This window comes from Chitinophaga sp. GbtcB8, from assembly GCF_019091455.1.
In the GTDB taxonomy this organism is placed as follows: Bacteria; Bacteroidota; Bacteroidia; order Chitinophagales; family Chitinophagaceae; genus Chitinophaga.
The window spans coordinates 1-21,847 of record NZ_JAGXJN010000002.1 but is presented as its reverse complement, the minus strand read 5'-3'; the positions used below and the strand labels follow the sequence as shown (position 1 = coordinate 21,847).

Genomic DNA, 21,847 nt, shown 5'->3' with positions numbered 1-21,847 from the left:
TAGTGGCTTTTAACTAAATATTTTCATCAGGTCATCTATCTGATCTTTGACCAATATCTTGCTGTAAGTGTTATCCTGCTTATTGATACAATGCTTCACACGTGCTGCAATGGCATCCGGGTTTTCCGGATCAAAACTTGCCGTGGCCTGCACCACCGCCCGTGCATAAGGCAGATCTGCTGCTATAATTTTACAATTGAAGAATGCACCCTCTATTAACCCCAATCCAAAACTTTCATCGGTGGATGGATAGATCAGGTATTCACAGCGCTGATACAGTGGCGCGGGATCAATAAATCCGTAGTTCACAACATTTATTCCCTGTTCCTGCATGCTGCTTATCTCTGCTATTCTTTCTTTGTATTCCTTTGTTACTGTAAGGTTCAGCTCAGGATTAATTCCTTCCGCATGCAGCGTTCTCCATGCCTTTAAAAGATTATCATGATTTTTATGGGGATTCCCATTACTGATGTATAAAAAGGTGTTAGTTATTTTGTTTTTTCTAATCTCAGCTTGCAGCGGCTGTTTGATCTCAAAGAATGGTATCACCAGGCATTTATCCGGCTGGCATAAGCGGCGCCGCAACAGCAGCTCCCTTACATAGGTAGATTGCACAATAAAAAAATCTGTGTTCCGCCGGACACTGCGGATATAAGCCCCCTTTAATTTCTTCAACAGCCTGTTTTTTAAAGGATAGCGGGCAGGTTGTTTAAGTAACAAAACATTATGAAAATAAGTGTATACCGCTCCGCTGCATTTTACCGGAGGCGGAATGTTTCCAAAGCAAAGTATTTTCTGAAACTGGTTCTGGTGCTGTATGTAAAACTGTTTTCTGTTTTTCAGGGAGGCCTTCAGGAATAGCACATTTTCCTGATCCCGGTAAATCTTTTCATAACCGGGTCTGCTTCTTTCATCCAGCAACAGGAAGCAATCAACAGATCGCTTTCCAAGCTCACTAAGTAAATAATCCAACAACACTTTCCCTCCGCTGTTGTGCACATATAAAGCATCTATCAGATTTTTCATCTTGTTGGCATTTATAACCCTTACATAATTACCCGGCACTACTGTAGCTAATAGCCGCAGCAAATCCGCTTACCATCTTTTCCATATTACATTCATTGTTATACGTATTTTGCGCCGCTGATGATCTTTGCTGCCACAACGCCCTGTTATTAACTACCTGCAGCAGTGACTGCGCTAAATTTTGAATAGTAGCTGTTTCATCATCCTTATTCATATACAGGTAACTGTTCTCATTATTACAATAGGTAAATTCTGGTCCATGGTCAATATTGGCGGCTGTAACTACGGGTACGCTGTATGCAAAACTTTGAACAACCCCTAATCCTACTGCACCCGGAGATACATAGGCTGCTGCCCTGCTGTAATATTCAGCAACCAGAGCCTCATCATACGTGCCGGGCGCAAAGGTTACTGTATCTGTTATATCCAGCGTTATAGCCAGCTGCTGCAGGCCCATGGAAAGCGTATGGTCTCCACTGCCTATAATAAGCAGCGGGTGTTGCTGCCGGATAGTTACGCTTAATAAAGCATATGCCTTTAACAGCACGTTTATACATTTTCTTGCCTGCAGACGGCCCAGGTACAGGAAACAATTTTTTTCCTGCTGAAGTGGACCGTTAGCCAGCTGTTTTACCAGTATCGTATTGTTGGCTACAAAGCATTTATTATCCTTTACGCCGGTTTTACTCCTGAAAAGCTCTTTTGTTTCCTTTGTATAAAATATAAGGGCCCGGGCTTTTGCAGCAATTAAACCGCGTACCAAAGTGGCCGGTTTTAAGCCATGCGTTCGTCCTATGCCGTGCCCCCATAATATAGCGCGGGTACGTTTGCGATCAAGCATAAAAGGCAAGAGTGCCAGGTTCAGCCACCACAAGTCAAACATGATGATCACACAATCGTACTTCTTTGCAATGCTGTATACACCGGGCGTATAACGAATAAGCTTTAGGTGATACATAAATCCCTGATACCGGATCTTTTTAAATCCAGTGGCACCCGGCTCTCCCGAAAAATACAGTACGGTTATATTGTACCTTTTGCCCAGCTCTTCGAAAAAGGGCACTCTGTAAGGTGGTATGTGAGGTTGAATAATTAATATTTTCTGGTCTTTCCCTTCCATATTTTAACTTATAGTTGGTTGCTTTTTCAAAGAGAACTCGAATGAAAACAATAACCCCAACGATAACCAGAACCAGCTTGCTGCATACAAAGCGCCGCTAAACATATTCTGCATAAAACTTTGCAGGAACAATACTCCTATCCAGGCATACTGCGGATAGTTCCGGAAGATATTAATAGTGGTTTTAAATCCTCTGAAGAGTAATAATATAAAAGGAATAAATCCGAGCAGGCCGGTAGACAGCAATACTTCTATGAAAAGATTGTGCGGGTAGAACTGGTATTTATCTACTTCCAGGCTATTGCCAAAAAGAGGGTTATTCATAAACTGTTCCAGGCCTTCGCGCCAGAGGCTTAGCCGTATGGCGGACGTGCTTCCTTCTTCAATATCAGATTGTATGCTGGTAAACCGATCTACAATATTGCTGCCGAAATATACGCTCAGATACACGCCTGTTACCAGCAATATGGCTACCACTATTAACAGCCGTATGCTTTTACCGGCATTTTTTTTACAAAGAAAGATGAGTAAAAAAGGCAGGAATAAGGCGAAGATGGAGCCTCTGGAAGATCCCAGATAAAAAGGCACGAGCGATAATACCATGGTATTTATTAAATATATTTTCTTCCGGACGCTAACCTTATTCTCCATCATATAACTCAGCGCAATACCTATGGCCAGGGTACTGCAGTAGGATAATGCCAGCGGTGAAACATAATTATCTTCCCGGGTTACTGCCTGGGAAATACGCCCAATGGTACCGATGATCTTATTATAGTAAAAAAGAGTAAACAAGGACAAGATAAGACTGGAAAAAAGAATGGCAGACCTGATCAGGTTATAATGACCTGCGTTAAACCGCAGGCCGCTGATCAGTAAAAACGGAAGTGCTCCGAATGATATAAAATATAACAAATACTCTACCGGTGTCTGGTGAAATACTTTACCGGTGCCCAGCAACTCTACGAATATTCTTGCCATATATACCAGTGCAAAAACGATAAATATTTTTGCAGGTGCATGTATAAATATTTTACGGCTTAAAAATGCCACCCATAACAAACAGCCTACAATTAACAACCTTAATGGCACGGTAAGCACCCTTGAAAAGGCCATCAGCCCAAAATTGGTTAAGATCATCAGGAACACTGAGTAACCTGCAAAACTCAGGAAATGTGCCACATAAATAAGGTATGCCTGTATTTTTCCGTGGGTCAGCATCATATCATTTACGGTTATTGCTAAAGGGTGATGTATAATTAACCAATACGCTATCCCTGTTAACCTGGGGTATTATCCTCATATCCTGGGCACTAAACTGGTTTTTATCCTTTGCGGGAGTTTTGTCTGTACCTTCCCACCAGATCACTCCGCTTATTTTGACGCCTTGATAGCTGTACGCCGCTAAACACTTCAGGTATGCCTGCATTTCGTTTTTTGAAATAGGCTGCATTCCAAATTTCTTATTACCAGGATGCACTCTATACCAAAAAAAAGGCAGCACGGGCTTGCCCAGTTTTTTCCCATATTTCAATGCTTCCTCTGCATTATCACGAATGTACTGGAGATTCTTTTCCTGTCCCACCTGCTCATCGGTATAATAAATGTATAAAGAAGGTGCTATCACATCACATGCGGCCAGCACTTCTTCATATTTGTCCTGTGAATTAACCAGTCTCTGTGTTGGATTGTAAAATCTAAAAGGGAGCCCATAAATACCGACTTTTATATTAGGCCGCAATTTCTTAATCAGCTTAACCAGCTCAATATATGTTGAGGCAGCGGCTTTGAACCTATCATCATTCTTATCATACTGTCTCAGATCATTAAAGGGTTGCGCCTCCCAGTCAACTATACATAAACCACCAGCATTCACCTCCGGGTAAAACTTATCACAGAACCGGCCAACCGCATCCGGGTTAATCTTTGAATCCTTATCATTATCTATAAATGCCTGCATGATCACCCTAACTGTATCATAATTCTTCTGCAGCAGATCTTGTTTGGTTGAGGCACTGTAAAACCCGGGGAAAATGTAAAACCTAAACCCATTTCCTTTACCGGCATTTTGCCCTAAGGCCCCTGGTATCAGCAATACCACAAATGTTATTGTAAGCATCCAGTATTTGAGCAACTGTATACAACTTTGATTGAGCCATAGCGGGTTGCTTTTCTCAACTACACTCCTTGAAACAGGAGAAACTGTGCGGCTGAATAATGTTGATGAAAAGTTATTCATGAGCTTCTTGTTTATTTAAAATCGCTGTTGCCTGTGCCTGTATAACATATTTCCTGTAATACCGGATGAATAGCAGGAGGATCATTGTCAATACCACTGCCAACATTCCCATTCGCACAATTAAATTTTCAGCATACCTAAAATATAACAGGAAAAAACTCGCTAAAACCAACAGCCATATGGCGATTGATTCAGGCGAAGCAATAAAATCCCGGTCGCAAATCTTCTTCCTATAGTAAAAAGGGATAAAGATCACGGTACTGCACACATAAGCTATTCCAAAGGCAGCAGCCCTACCCTCCGCCCCTTCATCTTTAAGAAGATACATTACCAGCAAAGCGATCAGTCCCCAAAAGGAATTGTTTAACATATTCCACCACATGTAGCTGCCGGCAGCAATATTCCTGATAATTCCCTGCCGGTGTGAGATGACAATAGTGCTAATCATAATGATCATGATGGTGGCTCTCAATTCACTACCAGAGAAACTTTTACCAAACAGCACGTCACCCGCTTCCGGTATAAACATGCAAGGCAATGCTATCAATATACCGATAGCCCAGGGCATCATGCTATTCAGCATTTCAAATTTCCTGCTTCTTGTTTTAAAGTTCATTACTGCATAAGGCATCAATACTTGCCCCAACATGCTGTTTACAACATTCACCATCAGCATAATACTTAAACCGGCATTATATACTCCCAATTCTTTAAAGCCATCTGGCTGTTTAACCAGTATGGCATTGCAAAACCAGGTTACCGGCAGTATAAGCATGTTGCTTAATACGGCAGGCAAACTGAAATGTGTAAGCACCTTGTATTCCTTTAACGCCCCGGTTTCGTTTACATTGATATTATACTTTGCTGCTACCTTGCGCACTTCAAAAAAACCCAGCATAGCTATTATTACGGCATTAGTAGCAAGGCCTATCACGGCACCTTCTATCCCAAAGTACCAGACAAGCACAATGGATATAGGAAAGTTTACTGTACCGGCGATCATATTTATCCTTGCAATGCTCTTAAATGCTTCAAACCCTGCCAATGTTCCGTTCTGTGCGCTGTTAACAGAATAAAAAAGAATAGCCAGCGCACCGTATTTGATGTCGTTTGCAAGACCTGGCGCGTTCAATGAGCGGGTAGCCAGCACATCTGCGCTACTCATTAATATAAGCCCTACAACGGAACCAACCGTCCAGGATACAATAGACGACAGCTTAATGATGCGGCCTGTTCTGGCCTTATCAGTAAGCTTACATTCTGCTACAAACCTGGTGGTGGTCATGCCTAATCCAAATCCTGCAAAAGCTACAAACATATCTACTGTGGCTCTTACCATTCCAAACTCTCCAAAGCCTTCCCTTTTCAGTATCCTGGCAACACAAACAGCAGTTAAGAAAACGATGCTTCTAAATACTATGGTGCTAAAAAAGGTCCATATAATGCCTTGTGATATTTTTTTTGCAATGCCTGATCTTAAATCCACCTGTAAAACCGTGCGTATCTTCCTGGAAAAAAAAGGAACGATACGCGCCTGTAAGCCTTGTATATCATGCATATATCTATCCTTAAACTTAGTTTAAAGCCTTGCATCCACCAACCTTCTGTCCAGGCAGGCTTTTGTATCAAATATTACCCCGTTATTACGTTTCACCTTTTCATAATCAAAATTCAGGAACTCATTGTGCGCCACAGCTACTACAATGGCATCATATACGGTATTGCAATCCAGCTTGCTCAATATATCCAGGCCGTATTCATGTTTTACCTCAGCAGCATCTGCCCAGGGGTCATAAATATCTACCTGCAGGCCAAACTGCTTCAGCTCATAAAAGATATCCACTACCCTGGTATTGCGCACATCCGGGCAATTCTCCTTAAAGGTTATGCCCATGATCAGCGCCCTGGAGCCTTTTATTTTATGATCTTTTTCAATCATCAGCTTTACTACCTTATTGGCTACAAAGTGCCCTACATGGTCATTTACCCTTCTGCCGGAAAGTATTACCTGCGGGTTATATCCCAGGGCTTCTGCCTTATGCGCCAGGTAATAAGGGTCTACCCCTATACAAAGGCCGCCTACCAGGCCTGGTTTGTATTTCAGAAAATTCCATTTGGTGCCGGCTGCTTCAATTACATCATTGGTATCAATACCAATACGGTCAAAGATCAGCGCCAGCTCATTTACAAAAGAGATATTCAGATCCCGCTGGGCATTTTCAATGGCTTTGGATGCTTCGGCCACTTTTATGCTGGATGCCTTGTGCGTGCCCGCTTCAATAACGGAAGCATACAGGCCGTCTACCCGGCAGGCTATATCCGGCGTGGAGCCGCTGGTTACCTTTTTAATTTTCGTAAGGGTATTGATCTTATCGCCCGGGTTAATGCGCTCCGGGGAGTACCCTACAAAAAAATCCTTATTGAATTTTAACCCGGATATTTTTTCCAGCACGGGTATGCATTCTTCTTCCGTACATCCGGGGTATACGGTAGATTCATAAATAACAATATCACCGGTTTTAAGTATGGAGCCCAGCATTTCAGATGCCTTTAATAAGGGCCGCAGGTCGGGCGCCTTGAACTGATCAATGGGCGTAGGCACTGTAACAATAAAGGTATTATAGCGGTTAAGATCGTTCTTATCAAAAGACAACATTAGCCCTACCTGTTTTTTACCTTCATGTTTTAATGCCAGCACTTTTTTCAGGTCTGTTATGCTGGCTTCCTGTGTGCGGTCTTTTCCCTTCTGCAGCTCCTCTACCCGGTCCTGGTTAATATCAAACCCCAGGGTATCATATTTTTTGGCAAACTCCAAAGCAAGCGGCAGACCAACGTATCCCAGGCCTATAATGGCTATCCTGGCGTTCTCCACCTTATTAAATTTCCCGTTGTTATTCATATTGTAAGGAGGTATTTATTGTTATTTCCGTACCAGTGTATTCCTTATTCTTGTGAATACATTTACAGTGCCCGTTTCCTCGTAACCGTAGCCATATCCATAACCATAGCCGTATCCATATCCGTAACCATCCTTTGCTTTTATGTCATTCACTACTAAGTTGATCTTAGGCAGCTTCCGCTGTTGATATAGTTCCTTTGTTAACTGCACCTGTTGTTTAAATGTGTAGCCCTGCCTGATCAGGTAAAGCGTTGTATCTGCAAAGCGCCCCAGGATCTGAGCATCGGTAACCAGGCCAATGGGGGCTGTATCTATGATCACATAATCAAACTGCTCTTTCAGCTCCGCGAAAAGCTGCTCTGTGCGTTCCAGCAGCAACAGCTCTACCGGGTTAGGCGGAACGGGCCCGGAAGGTATTAACCAGAAATTGTCGTGGATACCGGAAGGTTTTATCAGCTCATCCAGCGATACCTTTCCAATAGCATAGGTGCTGAACCCTACCTGGTTGGGAAGCCCCAGCATCTGGGATATTTTAGGCTTGCGCAGGTCCATTTCCATTAATACCACACTTTTGCCCGACAGGGCCAGTACGGCCGCCAGGTTGGTGGCTACAAAGGATTTACCTTCCCCGCTCATGCTGGAGGTAAGCAGTATCACCTTCTCTTTTTTACCGGAGAGTATGAACTGCAGGTTGGTGCGCATAGCCCTGAACTGCTCTGCAATAGGGCTGCGGGATTCTTTTTCCACCACTACCCTTTCATGGTTTGCATTATGTCCTATTTCTGCCAGGATGGGTGCGGGAGTATTTTTAGTAATATCTTCCTTATCAGTAACACGCCGGTTTAAAAGCTCCCGCAAATACAGCCAGGCGGACAATAAGAGGATACCGGCTATCAGTCCCACCAAATAGGTTAATGTACGCTTGGGCTTAAAGGGCAGTGGTTCGCTTTTCCCACGGTCTATGATCCTTGCAATGGCTATATTGGATGATTTGGAGATGGCGGATTCTTCCCGTTTTTTCATCAGGAATAAATATAGCTCCTGCTTTACAGTTTGCTGCCGCGAGTAGTCCAGGAAAATACGTTCTTTACCCGGTACACTGCGGATCTCACTGCTAACTACATTCGCATTACGTTGCAACCCTGCAAGCCCGGCCTCAATACCCTGTTTCAGTGATGCCAGGTTATTCTGCAGATCAGTGCGCAGGCCCTTCAGCTGCTGCGTTAAATTCTGTACAAACGGGTTGGATTCAGTATTAGACAGGAGCGCTCTTTCCCGCTCCAACTGAAGGGAATTATACTTATCAATCAGGCTTATAAAAGTAGGATCCTGGACTATTAAGGAAGAGGGTACTACCCGCTTATTATTCTGTTCATCCCTGATATATTGTTCCAGCGTTTCTACTATGCTCAAACGTACCTGCTGTTCGGTAAGCTGTTTGGAAAGATCGCCGGTGGTGGTTACCAACACCCTAGACTGCTCTTCCAGGTTAGCCAGCTGGTTGGATTGTTTGAACTGCTGAATATCTTTTTCCACGCCGGCCAGCTCAGCGCTTACTATTACCAGGCGGTTATCTATAAAGGAAATAGTGCTGTCTGCTATCCGGTTCTTATCTTCTACACTGGCCTGCAGGTAGGCATCCAGCAGCTTATTCAGCACTTTCTCCCCTTTTGCGGGAATGGTGGCTGTTAGCCCCAGATCAATGGTGCTTACCTGTTTATTGGGAATATCAATACCCAACAGCTGCTGATACTGACTAACCGTATTATCTATTGACTGTACTTTTACATGGTATTCATTACTCAGCAATGGAAAAATATCCTTCCGGCTGATCCATACAATACCTTCCGGCAGATGCACAGTATCATTCCATGCGGCCTTCCGGGAAAAGTCTTTGCAGCTTAGCGCAAACTCTTTTTCATTTAATGGCTTCAGCACATAATTTACTTCATCCAGCGTATCTTTCTGGGCAAGCCAGTGAAAAGTGAAGGGCAGCTTTACAAACTGTTCTGTCCTTTTTACCCGGCCTTCTACAAAGTAAGTGGTATTCAGCTCCATATCCCTTACTACTTTTTCCATCAGCGAGCGGGATTTCAATATCTCCACTTCATTGTCCACGCTGTTTTTACTGTTGAACATCTGCAGCTGGCTTAGTATTTCCTCTCCGGGCAAATCGCTCCCTTTCTGATCATCCTGCACCAATAGTTTTGCTTTTATTTTATAGCTGGGTGTTGTGTATCGAAGGTATAACCAGGAAAGAAAAAGGCCCAGGATGCTACACAACAGGAACCAATACCAATGACGGATAATCCGGTCGAGGGTTTTCCTAAAATCAACAGCCGTATCCTGTGCATCATCGTTATGGAATATGGCATCCATGCCATTCACCCCGTTAACCTGTGTTTTCTCATTCATAAACTAAAACTTAACTCTTGATGCAACTACTATTAAAAGGGTTAATACAGTTGCCATAATAGATATTCTCTTTACCTGAGCCATGTCTGTAGACGCTATTTTTGACTTATTGGGCTCTACGTATACCACATCGCCCTGTTGCAGATAGTAATAAGGCGAGGTAAATAGCTGGCTGTTATTGAGATTAAAACGTATGAACTCCTTTTTGCCATTATTATCCCTTATCAGCAATACGTTTTCACGCCGGCCGTAGATGGTAAGATCTCCGGCAGCGCCAATGGCATCCAGCAGCGTTATTTTTTCATTTGGCATTACATAAGAGGCGGGCCGGGTTACCTCACCCAGCACCGTGATCTTAAAGTTTGCAAAACGTACATTCACTACCGGGTCTTTATAAAATTCAGCGGCTTTGGTACGTACGGCATCCCGTACCTGGTCAGTGGTTTTATCTTTTACCATTACCTTCCCGATCAGGGGTAGTATTACGTACCCCTCCTTATCCACCAGGTAGCCGGCCACCACACCGGCACCCGTGCTGCCACTGGGGCTGGTTGCCGACACAGACCAGTTGGCGGTATTCTGCTGGTTTAACAGCGCTGTTGCATTAGGGTCTAGGGTTTGTATGGATACCTGTAGTATGTCATCCGGCTGTATAACCGGGGTATTAAAGGTGGCCATGGTCACCGTCCTATATTTTGCGGTATCCGGCATATCCTGGAAGTAAGTAACATTCTTTGGAGTTGAACAGGATGAACAATACAAACAAAATATTAATCCAATAAAACGCTGCATCCATATTTTTATGCTCATGCCTAAGCTATTACCCTGTCTAATCATGCCTCTTTTTAAATTAACTTATTGATGGGTGGGTTATTACACCTGTTACGTTATAATTTCATTTTGTCCAGCTGCTCAAAGGTGGAATTGCGGCTTATGAACTCCGGCACCAGCTTTTTCATGAGGGTTACCGTAGGTGTTATATAATGTTCATGTGCGGTATTCAGCAATTCTTTGATCAGCTCCGATACTTCCACAAAATCATATTCCCGCACGCTGGCTATCATTATTTTATCGTGATAGGTAGGACGGGTATTTTCTGCTGTATTTAACAGCTCTTCGTACAACTTTTCGCCGGGGCGTAAACCGGTGAAAAGGATCTGGATATCTTTATCCGGCTCACGTCCGCTCATCCGGATCATTTTTGCTGCCAGGTCGGCAATCTTAACGGGCTTGCCCATATCAAAAACAAAGATCTCCCCGCCCTCTCCCATTGCGCCGGCCTCCAGCACCAGCTGGCAGGCTTCGGGAATGGTCATGAAGTAACGGGTTATTTCCGGGTGAGTAACCGTAAGCGGGCCGCCATTTTCCAGCTGCTTTTTAAAGCGCGGAATAACAGAACCGTTAGATCCCAGCACATTGCCAGAACGTGTGGTAATAAAACGGGTAGGCGGTGTAGTTCCTAAAGTACCATTCTTCTGAAAGGTATCGTGCAGGTAACGGTTGTAGGATTGTATAAAGATCTCTGCTATTCTTTTAGAGGCGCCCATTACGTTGGTGGGATTCACTGCTTTGTCTGTAGATACCATGATGAACTTTTCCACTTCATATTCTACAGACAGCTCTGCCAGTATTTTCGTACCTCTTACATTGTTAGTAACGGCAATGGATGGATTTTTTTCCATCATGGGCACATGTTTGTAGGCCGCGGCATGGTATACCACTGTGGGCGCATACACTTCAAACAGCTGCTGCATGCGGTTACGGTCACATACATCTCCAATAAAGGGCACCACAGGTATTTCCGGCGCAGTTTCTGCCACTTCCAGCTCCAGCTCATGCAGGGCTGATTCTGCATTATCGCACATAATAATAGCGGCAGGCGTATTCTTGATCAGCTGTCGGACCAGCTCACTGCCAATAGAGCCTGCAGCGCCGGTTACCAATACGTACCGGCCTTTTAAGCTACGGCTAACCTGCTGGTTCTGGATATTAATAACGGACCGTTCCAGCAGGTCTTCAATATTGATGTCTTTTAATTGCGTATTGTTCCAGCCGCCGCTGATCCACTGATCTACGGGTAATACCTTTTGCACACGTATGTTCAGCGCCGCGCACTGGTCTACCAGCTCATTCAGCAATGCCGGTTCTATCTGCTCATCTGCTATAATAAGCAGCTTAATACGCTCCTGCGTTACCAGCTTCTGTAAAGAGGCGCTGCAGGCTGCATAAATAGGTAACCCTTCCAGCCGCCTGCCGGTAAGCACGCTGGTATTTTCAAGAAAGGCTACTACCCGGATGTTCGCATTATTATCTTCATTGATCATTTTGCGCACCATTACACCGGAATGGCTGGTGTTATAGATGGCAGCCCTGAACTTATTTTCATTACGCTCACGCCAGTAGAACCGGAAGAACCATTTAACTATTAAACGATAAGATAACCAGGTAAAAATGCTGATAAAGAAGTTAATGACAATCACAGACAAGGGGAAGATCATAGCCCCTTCATTTAATAGCTTAATGTTCTCTATATTATAATACACTAACGAACACACGAAGCTTAAACCGGAGATGCGGCCTATATCTGCTATGCTGGTGTAACGCACTACGCCCTTGTAGGTACGTAACAACAGAGAGAATACGAATGTAACGCCGACGACTATGCTGAAAATATCCTTTAAAGGATAGTTCCTGAATGCATCCAGGTCAAAGTTTAATCTCAACAGCAAAGCAAATAACATTGCTGCGCCTGCGTACATAAGATCCAATAACAGTATAAGCCATGAAGGGGTGATCCAAGACTTTTTTACCATTTTTAAATAGATGAGGTTAGAACTATATTTTGATCATAGCTATTTCTTATTGGTATACATAGAGTGATTGTGACATACCCCATGTTATATCAATAGTATTTCAATAATCAAGATTTAGTTAACGAAACTTTTTTGCTTGCCAACATTGTAACAGTATATATCCCTTTTTTTCATAACCAGGACCCCATGCTAAACTCTCATAATGCCCTGTAAACGTGGATTGGGGGCCAGTATTCCTGTTTGCAATACTACGTATTAAAGTTAAAAGTTTCGTTAATGAAATTGATCACTGATAAATCTTTTAATTTAAAATATCTATTAAATATAATATCAATGTTAGAGCAAGGGGCATTCTCTTTACCAAGGTGCATCATTACTCACTTTGCGCATTATGTACACTAAGGCGCAAATTGCCTGATAGCCCTTTTAACATTTTTTGACAGTAAGTATAATCGGTAGGGAAATGGACAATAGGTTGCTTGCAGAAGAGCGTCATCTTGCTAAAACAACACCCGTCAGCTTTTCACGTGGCTTAAACTTGTACTCGGTAGTTAGCGTATCGGTAGTTATAACAATACTAATTTACTTATTGTTTAAAATAATAACAACAAAAAAAATTTAAAGCTATCACACCAAAGCACATTTATAGCTATTAGGAATAATAAGTGTGTTGTTGGGTTATAGAAGGAGTGCCTGCCGGGTGTTATAACAGGGTTACACAACCAGTTTATACTCAGTTGTAATCTTATTGAAAATACCTTATCCGGTGTTATAACATGGATCATGCTACTGCTATCTACCTGCACTAAACTGTTTTTAACAGCCGCTTGTTCTATTAACCGTTAACAACTGATTAAGATATTTACAAGATTAGACTTTCACCTTCACTGTAAAACGGTCTGTTTCTTCAGAAAAACATTCCCGATCCTTATTGCCGGTCATGCTTAACTGCTGATCCAGGGCCCGATCATCATAATGATAATTTTAATTATATTAAGACGATCGAAAACCCGAAAAGTGAAAGGCGGCTTTTCCCCTTTGGCGCTTTTCACTATATTTCAACCATGAAACCGCTGCATATAGATACCAACAGCAAAGTTCCGGTGTACCTGCAAATTGTAGATTCCATTATGGCTGCGGTACGGGACGGCGATCTGCGGAGAGATGAACAGATCCCCTCCATCAATGAGTTCAGCGAACAATACCTGCTGTCCCGGGGTACGGTGGAAAAGGCCTATAAAGAGCTGCGCGATAAAAAAGTGATCCTGTCCGTAAAGGGTAAAGGCTATTTTATATACCGTACGGATGTAAATATGCCGCTACGGGTGCTGCTACTATTTAATAAGATCAGCAACTATAAAAAACAGATCTACAATGCTTTTGTAAAAACCCTGGGCGAAGGGGTGTTTGTAGACCTGCACATACACCACAGCAACGTACAGCTATTTGATAGCCTGATCAGCAACCACCTGGGTGATTATGACCATTATGTGATCATGCCGCATTTTTATGAGCAGCCGGAAAGGGTGCTGCAGATCATCCGGCAGATCCCGGTGCAACAGCTGGTACTGCTGGATAAAGACCTGCCGGAGCTGGGCGGCAGATATGCCGGGGTGTTCCAGAACTTTGAAAAGGATATTTACGAAGCTTTATATGAGGCCCTGCCTTCCCTGAAAAAATATAACAGCCTGGTATTTGTGAACCCCGGCAACATTATGCCTTACCCGCCGGAGATCCGCAAAGGGTTCCAGTACTTTTGCCGTATGCATGATTTCAATTTTTCCGTAATGGAAGATGGCCTGGAAATGAGCGCTCCTGTTAAAGCCGGACAGGCTTTTATTGTAATAGAGGAAACGGACCTGGTGAACCTGGTGAAGATATGCCGGAATAATTCCTTAACGATCGGTAAGGATGTAGGGATCGTATCCTATAATGAAACGCTGCTGAAAGAGGTGCTGCTGGATGGTATTACCGTGATCTCTACCGATCATGAGCAAATGGGCATCACTGCGGCGCAGATGATATTGGAGAAGGGTGCGGAGCGGGTAAAGAACCCGTTTAAGCTGATATTGCGGAATTCTCTTTGAGAGTTGGCTCCCGCGTTATGCTTACTCCATATGGAACATTTCTATTAAGGGAGTACTGATAGGCGAATTATCTGAATGGGTTTCCATAATGTCGGCCATGTAGGCCCACCAGCGTTGTACGATGGGATTGGTGCCCAGATCCTGGGAGGAGCCGGTACCGGATTGTTGCTGAACGGCGAAGAGCGTATGGGTAGCTTCATCCAGGAAAATGGTGTAATCGTGGATACCGCTATGTTTCAGCAATTGTTGCAGCTCCGGCCAGATTGCATCATGGCGTTTGCGGTATTCCTCGGCAAAGCCGGGTTTAAGCTGCATTTTGAAGGCTGTTTTCATAAACGTATGGAATGAAGAGTGAAGCATAGAAACTGGAACAGGAAAAACGGCCTGTGGACCCTACCCTTTTGCTTTTTAAAGCATCCTGCAATTACTGCTACTGTTTACTGATTTCTTTACTATTTCTTACTATTTCTTTATAATGATCGTCAGGCTTTTTGCGCCATGTGCGCCCAGCACCAGTGATTGTTCTATATCGGCTGTTTTGGAAGGGCCGGCTATAAATACGCCGAAGCCGGTTTGCGGGCCGCCTATTTTTTCATAGGCATGATGCATGGTAGGTACAATGGTATTTATGTCCAGCACTACAGCCAGGTGCTGCGCAATAAAAGGCAGTACACGCACCTGCAGCTCTTTTTCTGTGAGCCATAAGGCCCCGTTCTCTGCCACGCCCAGCTGCGCTCTTACAATGGCCAGGTCGGCCTGCTGCAGCTGGCGGCCATCACCGGTTAGCCAGTCAAAAGTGGCGGCGCGTGCATGTAATAAGGGATCGGTGGTGATCACCTGCTCCATATCCGGGTAATGTTCCTGCAGCAAGGCCGGGATCTCTGCTTCATCGGTAACTTCCAGCAGATGGCTGCCCATGCCTTCCGCTACTTTACGAAAAGCTTCCAGACTGGCTGGTGCACCGCTTATTAAAGGCGCCAGGTCAGGCAGCTGGCTGGCTGGTGGCTGATTTTGTTTTACGGCGGCCATTATCTTATCTCTGCTGTTACTCATCGGTTCTTTTTATACCACGTTTCAAATGATTCTGCGGGCGGTGGCGGCAGCTCACGTTGTTTGTACCAGGGATTAAAACGGTTGTTCACCATGCCAGGTGCAACACGCATTACCCAGCGCGCCATTTTACCTGCAAACTTATACAGGCCGGGGCGGGAAAGCACGGTGGTCATTATTTTCATGCCCGCAGTTTTAGCCGCCTTGGTTTGCCCATCCTGCACCAATACCTGCCGCCATTTATACAGCTGCTGGTGAATATCTATTTTCACCGGGCATACATTGGAGCAGGAGCCGCATAAGGTAGATGCAAAAGGCAGATCAGCATACTGCTTCATATCCAGGTTGGGCGCCAGTATAGCCCCGATAGGACCTGCAATAGCATTATGGTAGCTATGCCCGCCACTACGGCGGTACACGGGACAGGTGTTCATACAGGCCCCGCAGCGGATACACTTCAGGGAGTTGCGGAAATCCTCGCGCCCCAGCTGCCGGCTGCGGCCATTATCTACCAATACAATATGTAATTGCTGCCCCGGTTTGGGTGTGCGGAAATGACTGCTGTAAGTGGTAATAGGCTGGCCGGTTGCACTGCGGGCCAGCAGCCGCAGAAATACGCCCAGGTGTTTGCGCTGCGGTATCAGCTTTTCAATACCCATGCAGGCAATATGTACATCGGCCAGGTGAGCGCCCATATCAGCATTACCTTCATTGGTGCATACTACCATCTCCCCTGTTTCTGCTACTGCAAAATTAACCCCGGTAATAGCTACGCGGGATTGTATAAATTCTGAGCGCAGGTGCAAACGGGCAGCAGCAGTAAGCAGCTGCGGATCAGCATTACCGGCCGGTGTGCCCAGGTGAATATGGAACAGGTCCCCTATCTCCTCCTTCTTTTTATGGATACAGGGCAGCACAATATGGCTGGGTGGTTCCTTCGCCAGTTGTACAATACGTTCGCCCAGGTCTGTATCAATTACTTCAATTCCATGATCAGCGAGATAGTGATTTAAATGACATTCTTCCGTAAGCATGGATTTACTTTTTACCATGCGTTTTACGCCCTGCTGCTGTAACAGCTCCAGCACAATACGGTTATGCTCCTCTGCATCTGCGGCCCAGTGTACAATGGCGCCGTTCTGCTGCGCATTGCGCTCAAACTCTTCCAGGTAAGCATGCAGGTTGCCCAGCACATTGTGTTTAATGAGGGAAGCGGTTTCCCGCAGGGTTTCCCATTCCGGTAAACTCCAGGCCATTTTGTCGCGCTTCTGGCGTACCCACCACAACGTTTCATCATGCCAGTTCACCCGGGGCTCATTGGCATTAAATGCTTCGGCCAGCTCAGCGTGATCTTTTATAGCGGTGTTCATAATTTTTCTAATGTGCTAATATGCTAATGTGCTGAATTTTATGAATGCCCTGGTATAGTATTATGCCTATTGATGGTAGCTTTTTAGCAAATACCGGTGCAGGAGCACATTATTCATTATTCAGGATCTCTGCAAGGTGTAATACTTTCACCGGGCTTTGCTGCCTGCGTAAAATGCCTTCCAGGTGCATCAGGCAGCTTACGTCATTACCAGTAATGTATTCGGCGCCATGATGCACGTGATCGGCTACACGGTCTTTACCCATCTTTACCGATACAGCTTCTTCAAACACACAAAAGGTGCCGCCAAAACCGCAGCACTCATCCTTACGGTCCAGCTCTATCAGCTCCAGACCATCTACCATATTTAACAGCTGCAAAGGTTTGGAAAAGGCCGGGCCTACCAGCTCCGTCATTTGGGATACGTGCAGACCGCGCTGCCCGTGGCAGCTTTGGTGCACGCCTACTTTATGCGGGAACTTAGCGCGCAGGCTTTTTACCTGCAATACATCTGTGAGGAATTCTGAAAGCTCGTAAATGTTTTGCCGTATATGCGTGGCGGCGGTTTCATTATCCGCTACATGCAGGTGGTCCTTAACATGCAGCACACAGCTGCCGGAGGGCCCTACAATATAGTCGTATGATTTGAAATTGTCGGTGAACAGCCGGTTGCAGCCATCGGTAAGGTGCTCATACCCTGAGTTAGCCATGGGCTGTCCGCAGCAGGTTTGCCCGGAAGGGTACCCTACCTCGCATCCCAGCTTTTCCAGTAACTGTAATGTAGCAATACCCACCTGTGGGTAAAACTGATCTATGTAACAGGGAATGAATAATCCTACTTTCATATTTTTTGTTTGAGCGGAAAGCGTAAAGCATAAAGCACAAAGCTGATTGCTTTGTAGCAGAAAGCATAAAGCACAAAGCTGATTGCCGGGTATTTTTGAGCGGAAAGCTAAAAGCTGATTGCCTTATATCCTTTTTGCTTTGAGCCTTTCGCTCAAAGCTTTATGCTTTCTGCTTTGGGCTTTCTGCTTTAAAATACTTCAGCTCTACCAGATCTCCCGGTAAATTGCGGGTATTCCAGTGGCGGTGAATGGCCAGCGCTGCCCCTACTGCCGTAGCCTGCGCCACGGATGCTGCATACACTTCCAGGTCTGGAAATGCTGCTGCCAGCAGGTGCATGTATAATGGGTTTTTGCTGAAGCCACCGTCTACAAAAATACGCTTCACAGCCGTATTGTCAATAACCAGTTGTGTGGATTGTTGCTGAGCAGCCACCAGATCCAGCATAAGCTGGTGATACGCTGTTTCATAATCAGGAAAAGCGGCCAGGGAACGGCCGGCGAAAGCAATTAATACAGGCGCCTCAGGTGCTTGCAGACGGCGTATGATCAGCGGATCAAATTCTACCTGCCGGTAATAATCCGCCGCCACCTGGAAATGGGTAGCCAGCCGTTGGGTTTGCAGCTCATGCTCATTACCGGCAAACAGGCGCGAGGCCTTTACCGGCGCGCCCTGGTAAGCCAGGTAACATAAGCAGTCCTGCTGCAGCTCTTCAGCTGTAAGCGGGCTATCATTAAATGGGTTCAGGGTAATACACCAGGTACCTGTAGATATTAATGCAAAGGGTTCTGTAAAACTGGCCAGGTATGGAATAAGCGCGGCGGAGCTGTCGTGCAGGCCCGCTCCCACCTGGTAAGCGCCGCCATGCAGCTTTACCGGCATTACTTCATCTGAAGGGCACAGGGGCGGCAGCTTATCCGCAATACCTTCCTGCTGCACCCATTGATGGTACTGCTGCTCCCGGAAGTTCCATAACATAGTATGGCAGCCAATGCTGGTAATATCCGTACAGGCATGGCCTGTTACCAGGAAACTCACATACTGCGGCAAATGCAGCGCATACCGGATGTTCTTAAACAGCTCCAGCTGTTTATACTTTAGCCGGTACAACTGCAGGCCAGAGTTCAAACTACCCAGTATAGGCGATGCCGTTATACCGGGCAGCTCCTGCTGCTGGTTATATTGCGCAAAAAACTTACTTTGCAGATCGTCCGGGAAAGGTTTAAGGTAGCTGTATAGCGGCGCTATTACTTTGCCCTGTTCATTGATCAGCACAAAGCTGGCGCCGTAAGTAGAGAAATTGATGGCCTTTACCCGGTACTGCGGCATGGCCAGCATTTCCTGCAAGCTACTGTGCACCCATTGAGTAAGGGCCTGCACATCTTCACAGGCATCCCCATCCTCATCAGTTATTTCAGGGAAACGGCAATTATTTCCCCATATAATGCGGTAATGCTCGTCTATGAGGAACAGTTTTTTATTGGTCTTGCCAATGTCTAATATTGCTATTACAGGTAGCCTTTCTGGTCCCTTTTCCATGCCAATTACATTAAATTACCCTAAGTTGATATGCCTTTCACACGGGTGGAGAACGCTTTTACCTACGCTCTAACTATGCTTTTACCCCGGGTTTCTCCCGAGTGTCTCCCGTGCCGCACTCATGCCGCTCCCTGGTGAATCCCTAGTCTCTCCCTAGTGATACCCTGGTTGCACCCGAATATCACCCGGGTTGCAGCCGAATTGTACCCGAATTACAGCCCTGTGGCTACCGTCTTAGCTCCTCTTTCCTTCACCAGATGCTCGCGCACTTTTAAGCTGCGGTAAAGCTGTACCGGCTGCAAAGCGCCACCATTCAGCATGCGGGCCTGCGCTATCAGCGGGCGTACATCCGTACGGTAAGCTTCCTGCAGAATGTCCTGGGCTGTTACCACGTCATTTGACTGGCGGGCAGCTTCCAGGGCTTTGGTATCTACCAGCAGGGCCTGTGCGTAGGCGATCATAATGGCTTCTACAGATTGCAGCAGGTCTTCCAGCGGATCTTTTACGTTGTGGGAGGCATCGATCATCCAACCAAGGTCTGAAGCGTGGTTCATGCTGCGGGCATCCATACCTTCTACCAGCTCATTGAAAATAAGGAACAGCTGGTAAGGGTTAATGCTGCCTACGGTCAGATCATCATCCCCGTACTTGGAATCATTAAAGTGAAAACCGGCCAGCTTGCCTGCCATCAGTAACAGCGCTACGATCTGCCCAATATTGGCATTGGGCAAATGGTGGCCCAGATCTACCAGGGTAAGCGCTTTGCTGCCCAGCTTATTGGCCAGCATCAGGGATTGGCCCCAGTCGGCAATGGTGGTGGAGTAAAAATTGGGTTCGGAACATTTGTACTCTATGTACAGTTTCCATTGGTCCGGCAGCGCAGCATAAATTTCCTGCAGGCTTTCCAGGGTACGCTGAAAGGCATGGCGGAAGTTAAGCTGTCCCGGGAAGTTGGAACCGTCTGACAGCCAGAGGCTCAGCGCATCGGAGCCCAGCTCAATACCGTATTTTATAACTTCAATATTATGCTCAATGGCTTGTTTGCGCACTGCTTTATCCGTATGGTGCAGGGAGCCGAATTTGTAGCTGTGCTTTTGTCCCGGCTGGTCCTGGAAAGTGTTGGAGTTCACCGCATCAAAACGCAGTCCGTGCTGAGCTGCCAGCGCTTTAATGGAAGGGGCATTTCCCGGGATGTCCCAGGGAATATGCAGGGAAATGGCGCCGCTGGCGCGGGTCAGCGCGTGCAGCAGGCCTACATCTTCTATCTTTTCTTCCAGATTACGCGGCTCGCCTCCGCCGGAAAAACGGCCAAAGCGGGTACCACCTGTGCCCAGCGCCCAGCTGGGAATGGCTACCTGGAATTCCTGCAAACGTTGCAGCACATATTGTATATCGGAAACTTTTTCGGCGGTATAAGCAAAAGCTTTGGCGTGATCTTTCAGAAGATCATCATTAAAAGAGGATATCTGGTGCTGGGAGAGTTTCATAACGAAGCATTTTTATTAAGTTAACCATTAAACAATGAATAATGAAGAATTAATAATAGTGTCAATACTTGCTCGCGTGATTATTAATTCTTCATTATTCATTATTAATTAAAAGCCTAGCGCACAAAGGCGGTAGCTACGCCGCCATCCACATTGAGTACGTTGCCGGTGGATTAATTCAGCAGGCCGCCTACAAAGGCAAAACAGGCGCTGGCAATATCTTCCGGGAGGATTACTTCATTGAGCAGGGTACGTTTGGCATAGAAGCCGGGCAGCTCCTCTACCTTAATGCCATAGGCTTTGGCGCGGCCTTCGGCCCAGGCGCCTTCCCATATTTTACTGTCGGCAATAACGGCATCCGGGTTCACTACGTTTACGCGTATACGATCTTTACCCAGCTCCGCTGCATTCAAACGGCTCAGGTGCAGCTGCGCTGCTTTGGCAGAACCATAACCGGCATTGTTGGGGCCTGACATTAATGCGTTCTTGCTTACAATGTTCAGCACATCGCCGCCAATATCCTGCTTACGCATGATCTCAACGCCTCCCTGTGTTACCAGGAACTGGCCTTTTACCAGTACATCATATAACAGGTCCCAATCTTTCTCCGTATGTTCTTCAATGGGTTTGGATATTGAAAGGCCGGCACAGTTCACCACCAGATCTACCCCGCCAAAGGCCAGGGCAGCGGTTTTAAAGGCATTACGGATATCTGCGCTGCTGGTTACATCCAGTACAGCAGTAGCAAATACATCGCTGCTGTAACCTTTGCCAAAATCTGCTTTGGCAGCTTCCAGGCGGCCTGCATCATTATCATTGATCACTACACAGGCGCCTTCATCTGCAAACCTTTTAGCGATAGCTTTACCAATACCACCGGCGCTGCCTGTGATCAGGGCTATACGGCCTGATAGTGGTTTGGGCTTGGGCATACGCTGCAGCTTGGCTTCTTCCAGCAAC

17 protein-coding genes are annotated in these 21,847 nt (G+C 45.7%); 1 reads left to right on the top strand and 16 read right to left on the bottom strand.

Features of this window, described 5'->3' with window-relative positions:
- Positions 1–9: 9 nt before the first annotated feature.
- The 9 genes from KVT36_RS03180 to KVT36_RS03140 all read right to left on the bottom strand — a co-directional run bounded on the left by KVT36_RS03180 (position 10) and on the right by KVT36_RS03140 (position 12,512).
- Positions 10–1,026: a glycosyltransferase gene (locus KVT36_RS03180; protein ID WP_217602054.1), complete on the bottom strand. Its 1,017-nt coding sequence runs from the start codon at positions 1,024–1,026 to the stop codon at positions 10–12.
- Positions 1,027–1,054: 28 nt separating this feature from the next.
- A complete protein-coding gene (locus tag KVT36_RS03175) occupies positions 1,055–1,984 on the bottom strand; it encodes a glycosyltransferase family 4 protein (RefSeq protein WP_217602053.1) in 930 nt (309 codons plus the stop codon).
- Between the two features lie 165 nt (positions 1,985–2,149).
- Complete coding sequence (locus KVT36_RS03170) at positions 2,150–3,370, bottom strand: O-antigen ligase (RefSeq protein ID WP_217602052.1); 1,221 nt, start codon at positions 3,368–3,370, stop codon at positions 2,150–2,152.
- 1 nt (position 3,371) lies between these two features.
- The gene (locus KVT36_RS03165) at positions 3,372–4,022 is read right to left on the bottom strand and encodes a hypothetical protein (protein ID WP_217602051.1); all 651 of its coding nucleotides are present in this window, start codon (positions 4,020–4,022) and stop codon (positions 3,372–3,374) included.
- A gap of 355 nt (positions 4,023–4,377) precedes the next feature.
- Complete coding sequence (locus KVT36_RS03160; RefSeq protein ID WP_217602050.1) at positions 4,378–5,943, bottom strand: oligosaccharide flippase family protein; 1,566 nt, start codon at positions 5,941–5,943, stop codon at positions 4,378–4,380.
- A gap of 21 nt (positions 5,944–5,964) precedes the next feature.
- Complete coding sequence (locus tag KVT36_RS03155; RefSeq protein WP_217602049.1) at positions 5,965–7,284, bottom strand: nucleotide sugar dehydrogenase; 1,320 nt, start codon at positions 7,282–7,284, stop codon at positions 5,965–5,967.
- A gap of 21 nt (positions 7,285–7,305) precedes the next feature.
- Positions 7,306–9,699 carry a tyrosine-protein kinase gene (locus tag KVT36_RS03150; protein WP_217602048.1) on the bottom strand — a complete coding sequence of 798 codons (2,394 nt, stop codon included), beginning with the start codon at positions 9,697–9,699 and terminating at the stop codon, positions 7,306–7,308.
- A gap of 3 nt (positions 9,700–9,702) precedes the next feature.
- A complete protein-coding gene (locus tag KVT36_RS03145) occupies positions 9,703–10,410 on the bottom strand; it encodes a polysaccharide biosynthesis/export family protein (RefSeq protein ID WP_254639825.1) in 708 nt (235 codons plus the stop codon).
- 176 nt (positions 10,411–10,586) lie between these two features.
- The gene (locus tag KVT36_RS03140) at positions 10,587–12,512 is read right to left on the bottom strand and encodes a nucleoside-diphosphate sugar epimerase/dehydratase (RefSeq protein ID WP_217602046.1); all 1,926 of its coding nucleotides are present in this window, start codon (positions 12,510–12,512) and stop codon (positions 10,587–10,589) included.
- Between the two features lie 1,064 nt (positions 12,513–13,576).
- On the opposite strand from KVT36_RS03140, the gene KVT36_RS03135 reads away from it, so the two are divergent.
- Positions 13,577–14,599, top strand: a complete 1,023-nt coding sequence (locus KVT36_RS03135) for a GntR family transcriptional regulator (protein ID WP_217602045.1) — start codon at positions 13,577–13,579, stop codon at positions 14,597–14,599.
- Between the two features lie 21 nt (positions 14,600–14,620).
- Here KVT36_RS03135 and rhaM read toward each other — a convergent pair whose 3' ends face one another.
- The 7 genes from rhaM to KVT36_RS03100 all read right to left on the bottom strand — a co-directional run.
- A complete protein-coding gene (gene rhaM, locus KVT36_RS03130; RefSeq protein ID WP_217602044.1) occupies positions 14,621–14,932 on the bottom strand; it encodes an L-rhamnose mutarotase in 312 nt (103 codons plus the stop codon).
- 129 nt (positions 14,933–15,061) lie between these two features.
- A complete protein-coding gene (locus KVT36_RS03125) occupies positions 15,062–15,652 on the bottom strand; it encodes an LUD domain-containing protein (RefSeq protein WP_217602043.1) in 591 nt (196 codons plus the stop codon).
- Entirely contained in the window at positions 15,649–17,019 is a 1,371-nt protein-coding gene (locus tag KVT36_RS03120) for a lactate utilization protein B (RefSeq protein WP_217602042.1), read from the bottom strand. The genes KVT36_RS03125 and KVT36_RS03120 overlap by 4 nt, the downstream gene beginning before the upstream one ends.
- A gap of 109 nt (positions 17,020–17,128) precedes the next feature.
- Positions 17,129–17,863: a (Fe-S)-binding protein gene (locus KVT36_RS03115; RefSeq protein ID WP_217602041.1), complete on the bottom strand. Its 735-nt coding sequence runs from the start codon at positions 17,861–17,863 to the stop codon at positions 17,129–17,131.
- 160 nt (positions 17,864–18,023) lie between these two features.
- The gene (locus KVT36_RS03110; RefSeq protein ID WP_217602040.1) at positions 18,024–19,400 is read right to left on the bottom strand and encodes an FGGY-family carbohydrate kinase; all 1,377 of its coding nucleotides are present in this window, start codon (positions 19,398–19,400) and stop codon (positions 18,024–18,026) included.
- 212 nt (positions 19,401–19,612) lie between these two features.
- Entirely contained in the window at positions 19,613–20,887 is a 1,275-nt protein-coding gene (locus KVT36_RS03105) for a TIM barrel protein (RefSeq protein WP_217602039.1), read from the bottom strand.
- Positions 20,888–21,060: 173 nt separating this feature from the next.
- The coding region (locus KVT36_RS03100; RefSeq protein ID WP_217602038.1) for an SDR family NAD(P)-dependent oxidoreductase at positions 21,061–21,847 on the bottom strand (787 nt) is incomplete at its 5' end.